The organism is Paraburkholderia steynii (genome assembly GCF_900100565.1).
Classification (GTDB): domain Bacteria; phylum Pseudomonadota; class Gammaproteobacteria; order Burkholderiales; family Burkholderiaceae; genus Paraburkholderia; species Paraburkholderia terrae.
In genome coordinates this window covers 33,159-41,155 of record NZ_FNDI01000052.1, presented here as the reverse complement: position 1 = coordinate 41,155, position 7,997 = coordinate 33,159, and the positions used below count along the sequence as shown (strand labels likewise).

The 7,997-nt window shown below is 64.1% G+C and carries 8 protein-coding genes; all 8 read left to right on the top strand.

Annotation, left to right across the window (positions count from 1 at the left end; genetic code table 11):
- The coding region (locus tag BLT65_RS47745; RefSeq protein ID WP_208545902.1) for a hypothetical protein at nt 1-299 on the top strand (299 nt) is incomplete at its 5' end.
- 68 nt (nt 300-367) lie between these two features.
- Nucleotides 368-868 (top strand): (2Fe-2S)-binding protein, encoded by a 501-nt coding sequence (locus tag BLT65_RS44005; protein WP_091790382.1) that lies wholly within the window; start codon nt 368-370, stop codon nt 866-868.
- A 10-nt stretch (nt 869-878) separates the two neighbouring features.
- Entirely contained in the window at nt 879-3,266 is a 2,388-nt protein-coding gene (locus tag BLT65_RS44000) for a xanthine dehydrogenase family protein molybdopterin-binding subunit (protein WP_091790381.1), read from the top strand.
- Between the two features lie 12 nt (nt 3,267-3,278).
- Nucleotides 3,279-4,076: an FAD binding domain-containing protein gene (locus BLT65_RS43995; protein WP_091790380.1), complete on the top strand. Its 798-nt coding sequence runs from the start codon at nt 3,279-3,281 to the stop codon at nt 4,074-4,076.
- A gap of 122 nt (nt 4,077-4,198) precedes the next feature.
- The gene (locus BLT65_RS43990) at nt 4,199-5,086 is read left to right on the top strand and encodes an AAA family ATPase (protein ID WP_042312942.1); all 888 of its coding nucleotides are present in this window, start codon (nt 4,199-4,201) and stop codon (nt 5,084-5,086) included.
- A gap of 5 nt (nt 5,087-5,091) precedes the next feature.
- The gene (locus tag BLT65_RS43985; protein WP_091790379.1) at nt 5,092-6,333 is read left to right on the top strand and encodes a vWA domain-containing protein; all 1,242 of its coding nucleotides are present in this window, start codon (nt 5,092-5,094) and stop codon (nt 6,331-6,333) included.
- Complete coding sequence (locus BLT65_RS43980) at nt 6,324-6,905, top strand: SRPBCC family protein (RefSeq protein WP_091790378.1); 582 nt, start codon at nt 6,324-6,326, stop codon at nt 6,903-6,905. The genes BLT65_RS43985 and BLT65_RS43980 overlap by 10 nt, the downstream gene beginning before the upstream one ends.
- Entirely contained in the window at nt 6,878-7,906 is a 1,029-nt protein-coding gene (locus tag BLT65_RS43975) for an XdhC family protein (RefSeq protein WP_091790377.1), read from the top strand. Before BLT65_RS43980 ends, BLT65_RS43975 begins: the two co-directional genes overlap by 28 nt.
- The last annotated feature ends 91 nt before the right edge of the window (nt 7,907-7,997 follow it).

Below are 7,997 nucleotides of genomic sequence, written 5' to 3'. Positions count from 1 at the left end.
CAAAACAAGCAAACCACCCAGCGTCGCAGACAACCCAAAGCGGGTGCCGCCCCGCACAGGGGCAACGCGTGAAGCGAGCTAACGCATCGCGGATGCCAGCGCAAAACACACGCAAGCCAGACAGCTTGCGCAGCAAAAAACGAAAACCAAAACCAAACCAAAAACCGCCGGAGGCACAGACCCCCAATAGCCGCCTCCCGTTTTTTGTGTTTTACTTTTCGTCACAAACAACAAAAACAAAGCAAAAAAAGCACCCCAACCGTACCGGACCCTCCCAGCAGGCAGGCGGTAGCAAGTGAACAACGGGCCCGAGCCGGTCTCACCCCACCCGGGGCTCAATACAAGAGCGTCCCCTAGGAGACAGTTCATGGCGATCAGCATCAGTCTGACGGTGAACGGTTCACCCGTTACCGCGAACGTCGAGCCGCACACCCTGCTTGTCCAGTTTCTACGAGAACAATTGCGGCTGACAGGAACGCACGTCGGCTGCGATACCGCGCAATGCGGCGCGTGTACGGTTCATCTGAACGGCCGCGCGATCAAATCCTGCAACATGCTTGCCGTGCAGGCAGAAGGCCAGGAAATCACCACGATCGAAGGGCTGTCGAAAAACGGCGAACTGCACCCGATGCAAGCCGCTTTCCGCGAGTGCCACGGCCTGCAGTGCGGCTTCTGCACGCCAGGCATGGTGATGAGCGCAACCGCGCTGGTCGCGACTGATCCGAACCTCACGGAAGACGAAGTGCGTCGTCAGCTCGACGGCAACCTGTGCCGCTGTACGGGCTACCACAACATCGTCAAGGCCGTCGTTCAGGGCGCTGCCGGCATGCAAGCCGACGCGTCTTCGAAAGCCGCCACGACCGTCTGAGGAGCCCGCCATGAACGCACCCGATTCGCACCGCATGGTGGGCACGCCCGTCCGGCGCAAGGAAGACTATCGCTTCCTCACCGGCAACGGTCAGTACACCGACGACATCGTCCTGCCCGGTCAGACCTACGCCGTATTCCTGCGCTCGCCCCACGCGCACGCGCGCATCACACGTATCGACACCGCCGCCGCGAAGCAGTCGCCCGGCGTCGTCGCGATTTTTACCGGCGCGGATCTCGCCGCTGAAAACGTCGGCGGGCTGCCGTGCGGCTGGCTGATCCACAGCATCGACGGCAAACCGATGCACGAGCCGCCACACCCCGTGATTGCGCATACGAAAGTGCGCCACGTCGGCGACCAGGTCGCAATCGTGATCGCCGATTCGGTGAAGGCCGCAAAAGATGCCGCCGAACTGATCGAAGTCGATTACGCCGAACTGCCCGCCGTGATCGACACCACGCACGCGTCGGATGCCGGCCAGCCCGCCGTCCACGACGAAGTGCCCGACAACACCTGCTACACATGGGGCCACGGCGACAAGGCGGCCACGGATGCCGCGTTCGCCAAGGCGCATCACGTGACGACGCTCGATATCGTCAATAACCGCCTCATCCCGAACGCGATCGAGCCGCGCGCCGTCAACGCCAGCTACGCGCCGCAGGACGACAGCTACACCGTGTATGTGGCCAATCAGAATCCGCACGTCGAACGGCTGTTGATGGCGGCGTTCGTGCTGTCGCTGCCGGAATCGAAAGTGCGCGTGATCGCGCCGGATGTCGGCGGCGGCTTCGGCTCGAAGATTTTCCTGTACGCGGAAGACGTCGCGCTGACGTGGGCGTCGAAGAAAATCCGCCGTCCGGTCAAGTGGACGGCCGAACGTTCCGAAGCGTTTCTATCGGACGCGCACGGCCGCGACCACGTGACGAAAGCCGAACTGGCGATGGACGCGGACGGCAAGTTCCTCGCGATGCGCGTCCACACGATCGCGAACATGGGCGCGTATCTGTCGACCTTCGCCTCCAGCGTGCCGACCATCCTCTACGCGACGCTGCTCGCGGGCCAGTACGCGACGCCCGCGATCTACGCCGAAGTGAAAGCGGTCTTCACGAACACGGTGCCCGTCGATGCGTATCGCGGCGCAGGCCGTCCGGAAGCGACGTACGTGGTCGAGCGCCTCGTCGAAACGGCGGCGCGCGACATGAACATAGACCCCGCTGAAATCCGCCGCCGCAACTTCATCCGCTCGTTCCCGTATGCGACTCCCGTCGGCCTCACATACGACACGGGCGATTACGAACCCTGTCTCGACCGCGCGATGGAACTCGCGGACGTCAAAGGCTTCGCCGCGCGCAGACAGGAATCGGAGAAGAACGGCAAGCGTCGCGGACTCGGCTACTCGTGCTACATCGAAGCTTGCGGTCTCGCGCCGTCGAACATCGCGGGCGCGCTCGGTGCGCGCGCGGGCCTGTTCGAAGCGGGCGAAGTGCGCGTGCATCCGACGGGCTCGGTCACCGTCTTCACCGGCTCGCACAGTCACGGCCAGGGCCACGAAACGACGTTCGCGCAAGTCGTGTCCGACCGGCTCGGCGTGCCGATCGACAACATCGATATCGTCCACGGCGACACCGGGCGCATTCCGTTCGGCATGGGCACGTATGGCTCGCGTTCGATTGCAGTCGGCGGCTCGGCAATCATGAAGGCGCTCGACAAGATCGAATCGAAAGCGAAGAAGATCGCGGCGCATCTGCTCGAAGCATCGGCGGATGACATCGAGTTCAAGGACGGCACGTTTCGCGTCGCCGGTACCGACCGCACGAAGACTTTCGCCGACGTATCGCTCGCCGCCTATGTGCCACACAACTATCCGCTCGACAAGCTCGAGCCTGGCCTCGACGAAAGCGCGTTCTACGATCCGACCAACTTCACCTATCCGGCGGGCGCGTATATCTGCGAAGTCGAAGTGGACGTCGATACGGGTGAGACGCGCATCGAGCGCTTCACGGCCGTCGACGACTTCGGCAACGTGATCAATCCGATGATCGTCGAAGGGCAGGTACACGGCGGTCTTGGCCAGGGCATCGGCCAGGCGATGCTGGAGCGCTGCGTGTATGACAAGGACACCGGCCAGTTGCTATCGGGTTCGTACATGGACTACGCGATGCCGCACGCGTCCGATCTGCCGTCGTTCACCGTCGAAACCGCAAAAGGCACGCCGTGTACGCACAATCCGCTCGGCGTGAAGGGTTGCGGCGAAGCGGGCGCGATCGGTTCGCCGCCTGCCGTGATCAACGCGATCATCGACGCGCTCGCGCCGCTCGGTGTCACGGACCTGCAGATGCCGGCCACGCCGCATCGCGTGTGGTCCGCGATCCACGCTGCACAAAACTCACGTCCCTGAGCGGAGGCCGACATGTATTCATTCGACTATCAACGTGCAGCCGATCCGAAAAGCGCCGTGGCGAACCTGAGCGCCGACAGCGAAGCGAAGTATCTGGCAGGCGGACAGAGCCTGTTGCCAACGATGCGCCTGCGTCTCGCGCAGCCATCGAAGCTGATCGACGTCACGCGCATTCCGCAGTTGAAGGAGATTCGCGTCGAGCCGACCAAAGTGACGGTCGGCGCGGCCGTCTGTCATGCGGACGTCGCGAGTCACGCGGAAGTGCAGCGCGTATTGCCGGTGCTCGCGTTTCTCGCGGGGCATATCGGCGACCGGCAGGTGCGCTCGCTCGGCACGATCGGCGGATCGATCGCGAACAACGATCCCGCCGCGGATTATCCTGCCGCCGTGCTCGGCCTCGATGGAACGGTCGTTACCGACCGGCGACGCATTTCAGCGGCGGATTTCTTCGTCGGTATGTATGAAACCGCGTTGCAGCCCGACGAACTGATCGTCGCCGTCGAGTTTCCGGTGCCGGAAAAAGCCGCGTACGAGAAGTTCAGGAATCCGGCGTCGCACTTCGCGTTGACGGGCGTGTTCGTCGCGAAGACGGCGGGCGGTGTGCGCGTCGCGATCACGGGCGCGGCGTCGTCGGTGTTTCGCGCGACGGACATGGAGAACGCGCTCGCCGCGAACTTCACGGAAGCCGCCGCGCGCGGCGTGACGGTCGCACCGGACGATCTCAACACCGACATGCACGCGAGCGCCGAGTATCGCGCTCACCTGATACCCGTGCTGACGGCGCGAGCGGTGCGAGCCGCAAACGGTTAGCGGACGCGGCGCGCGAGGCGTTTGTGTACCCGAGGCCCGGCGCGTCCGGGCCATTTCGTTTATCGGGTTTGTCCAGCTTCTTCAGTGTTCGAGCGATGCAAGCCGAAATGCCAGGGAGGACCATGCAGCCCGCTTCAATCGACGACACCCTCGCCCAGCTCACTGCGCAAGGCTACTTCGCGAGCCGCGAGCTGGCGACCGCGCTGTTTCTCGCGCTGCGCATGGAACGGCCGCTGTTCGTCGAAGGCGAGCCGGGCGTCGGCAAGACGGAATTGGCCAAGGCGGCGGCGGGCATGCTCGGCACGTCGATGCTGCGGCTGCAGTGCTATGAAGGGCTCGATACGGCGAGCGCGCTGTACGAGTGGGACTATCCGCGGCAGATCATGGCGCTGCGGCTCGCCGAAGCGGCCGGCGAGAAGCCCGACAGCAGCACGCTGTATCGCAGCGAGTTTCTATTAAAGCGACCTCTGCTGCAGGCGCTCATGCCAGATGAGCATCATCCCGGCGCGCGGCGTGTGTTGCTGATCGATGAAATCGACCGCGCCGACGAGCCGTTCGAGGCGTTCCTGCTCGAACTGCTGTCGGACTTTCAGGTGTCGATTCCCGAATACGGCACGGTGCGCGCCGAGCATCCGCCACTCGTCGTGATGACGTCGAATCGCACGCGCGAAGTGCATGACGCGTTGAAGCGCCGCTGTCTGTATCAGTGGATCGGTTATCCCGACCGCGAACGCGAACTGGCGATCGTCGCGGCGCGCGCGCCCGAAACGGGCGAAGCGCTGCAACGCCGCGCCGTCGATTTCGTGCATCGGCTGCGCGGCATGGATCTGTTCAAGGCGCCCGGCATTGCCGAGACGATCGACTGGTGCCGCGCGCTCGCCGCACTCACCGTCACCGAACTCGATCCGCAGTCGGTCCACGACACGCTCGGCGTGCTGCTCAAGTATCAGGACGACCTCGCGCGATTCGACGCCGAGCAGATCCGCCAATGTCTTGCGGCGGCGGAGTAACGTCGATGATGCCCGTCAGCGATCCCAACACCGCGACGCTCGCACGCAACGTCGTGCATTTCGTGCGGCTGTTGCGCGGCGCGGGCTTGCCGATGTCGCCCGCGCAAGCCGTCGATGCGCTCGAAGCATTGCGCTGGATCGATCTCGACCGGCGCGACGACGTACGCGCGGCGCTCGCCGCGTTGCTGTTGTGCGCGCCCGATGAGCGCGACCTCTTCAACGCCGCGTTCGATCTCTTCTGGCGCGATCCCGATTGGGAAGGCAAGCTGCGCGCGCTGCTTCTGCCGAAGGTGACGAGCGGCATCCCGCCGCCGAAGCGCAACAACCGGCTCGCCGACGCGCTCGCGGCGCATCACGCGAAGCAGCGCAAGCAAGCCCCGCAAGCCGCCGACAAAGACCGCCACGAACTGCACGCGCACGTGACGTTCAGTGCCGAAGAGCGTCTGCGTCATCGCGATTTCGACACGCTTACCGCAGACGAATGGCGCACGCTGCGTCACCTGATTCGCGCGCAGCGTCTGCCCCTCGCGATGGAGCCGACACGCCGGCTGAAAGCGGCGTCGCGCGGCACGCATGCGGACCTGCGCGCGAGCGCGCGACATGCCGTGCGCGCGGGCGGCGACTGGACCGTGTGGAAGTATCGCGCGGTGGTCGCACGCAAGCCGCCGCTCGTGTTGTTGCTCGATATTTCCGGCTCGATGAGCAGCTATTCGCGTGCCGTGCTGTACTTCTGTCATGCGCTGCTGCAATCGCGCGAACGCTTGCAGGTGTTTCTGTTCGGCACGCGCCTCACCAACGCGACGCGTGCGTTAAAGGAACGCGACCCCGATGTCGCGATTGCTGCGCTCGCGGATCAGGTGGTCGACTGGTCGGGCGGCACGCGCATCGGCGCGGCGCTCGCCGAATTCAACCGCCGTTGGGCACGCCGAGTGCTGACAGGCAGGGCGACCGTGCTGCTCGTCACCGATGGCCTCGATCACGAAGCCATCGACGTGCTCGAAACCGAAATGGCCCGCCTGCGCCGCTTCGCGCATCGCATCGTGTGGCTCAATCCGTTGTTGCGTTACCGCGAATTCTCGCCGAAAGCGCGCGGCGTACAGGCAATGCTGCCGTTCGTCGATGCGCACAAGCCAGTTCACAATCTCGACAGCCTGGCTGCGTTCGGCCGCGATCTCGCGCAATTGACGCGCGTGTCCCGCGATGCCGCACGCGCCGCGATCTCTGGAGGAGCGACGTCATGGAGTTGACCGAAACCTACACGCTACCGGTGCCGCAGCAGCGCGCGTGGGAAGCGCTGAACGACACGGAGATTCTGCGCGCGTCGATCCCCGGCTGCGATAGCATTGAACCGGACGGCGAGAACGCTTACGCCGTCGCGTTGAGCGCGGCCGTCGGACCGGTGAAGGCGCGCTTCAAGGGACGCATGGAACTCACCAATATCGATGCGCCTCACACGTATACGATCGTGTTCGAAGGCCAGGGTGGCGCGGCTGGCTTCGGCAAAGGGCAAACGCATGTGACGCTCGAACCCGAAGGCGACGAAGCGACGAAGCTCACCTATACCGCCACTGCGCAGGTCGGCGGCAAGCTCGCGCAGATCGGCTCACGGCTCGTCGACGGCGCCGCGCGCAAGCTCGCGGGTGAATTTTTCAAGCGCTTCGGCGAGCAATTGACGGGCGGCAGTGGCGGAGTGCAGGCAGAATCGGGCGATTCAGGCGACACTGCGAGTCCTGTCGATGACGGCGAAGCCGCCGCCGAAGGCAGTGGCGAAGAACCGAAGAGGAAGAAATCATGGACAGCGTGGATCTCGAAGTCCTGAAGTCCAGCGCGCGCTGGCTCGAACAGGGACATCGCGCGCTACTCGTGACGGTCGTGAAGACGTGGGGCTCGTCGCCGCGTCCCGAAGGCGCGATGCTCGTCGTGCGCGACGATGGCGCGGTGGTGGGGTCGGTGTCGGGCGGCTGTATCGAAGACGATCTGATCGATCGCGTGCGTCAGCGCGGCATCGAGCAGACGAAGCCTGAAGCGGTGAAGTACGGCATTTCGGCGGAAGAGGCGCATCGCTTTGGTTTGCCGTGCGGCGGGACTATTCAGCTTGTGCTGGAGCCTTTGACGGCGGCGAGCGGCATCGCTGAACTGTGCGATGCCGTTGAAGACGGACGTCTTGTTGCGCGCACGCTCGATATGGAAACGGGTGTCGCGCGTTTGGGCCCCGCGCAGGCAACGGATGGCGTGGACTTCAACGACAAGCGGCTGCTGACGATACATGGCCCGCGTTATCGGATGCTGGTGATCGGGGCGGGGCAACTGTCGCGCTATCTGTGCAATATCGCGGTCGGGCTCGACTATCAGGTGACCGTGTGCGATCCGCGCGAAGAGTACACGGATGAATGGGACGTGCCGGGCACCAAGGTCGTTCGTACGATGCCCGACGATACCGTGCTCGATATGAAACTCGATGAGCGCTGCGCTGTGATCGCGCTCACGCATGATCCGAAGCTCGACGATCTCGCGCTGATGGAGGCGTTGAAAACGCCTGCGTTTTACGTCGGTGCGTTGGGTTCGCGGCGCAATAACGCGGCGCGGCGCGAAAGACTCAAGGAGTTCGATCTCACCGAGACGGAACTCGCGCGGCTGCATGGGCCGGTTGGGATTTATATCGGCAGCAGAACGCCGCCTGAGATCGCTGTGTCGATTCTTGCCGAAGTGACGGCGGCCAAGAATGGCGTGTCGCTGCCGACGCTGCTGCAAGTCGAAGGCGCCAAGGCGGCGCGTGAGATTGCGGCTAGTGGGGGAGCGGCTTGTAGTATTCCGGATTAAGTTCTCTCAGACCGCGAACAGTGCCTGTTCGCGGTCGATTTCTCTCGCCTGGCTTTAGCCGTTCGGCTGACTGTCGCCGGGTTCTTCTGAT

What these genes read in the sequence shown, in the direction of transcription:
- BLT65_RS44005 (WP_091790382.1), top strand. Translation starts at nt 368, where the DNA reads ATGGCGATCAGCATCAGTCTGACGGTGAACGGTTCACCCGTTACCGCG.
- BLT65_RS44000 (WP_091790381.1), top strand. Translation starts at nt 879, where the DNA reads ATGAACGCACCCGATTCGCACCGCATGGTGGGCACGCCCGTCCGGCGC.
- BLT65_RS43995 (WP_091790380.1), top strand. Translation starts at nt 3,279, where the DNA reads ATGTATTCATTCGACTATCAACGTGCAGCCGATCCGAAAAGCGCCGTG.
- BLT65_RS43990 (WP_042312942.1), top strand. Translation starts at nt 4,199, where the DNA reads ATGCAGCCCGCTTCAATCGACGACACCCTCGCCCAGCTCACTGCGCAA.
- BLT65_RS43985 (WP_091790379.1), top strand. Translation starts at nt 5,092, where the DNA reads ATGATGCCCGTCAGCGATCCCAACACCGCGACGCTCGCACGCAACGTC.
- BLT65_RS43980 (WP_091790378.1), top strand. Translation starts at nt 6,324, where the DNA reads ATGGAGTTGACCGAAACCTACACGCTACCGGTGCCGCAGCAGCGCGCG.
- BLT65_RS43975 (WP_091790377.1), top strand. Translation starts at nt 6,878, where the DNA reads ATGGACAGCGTGGATCTCGAAGTCCTGAAGTCCAGCGCGCGCTGGCTC.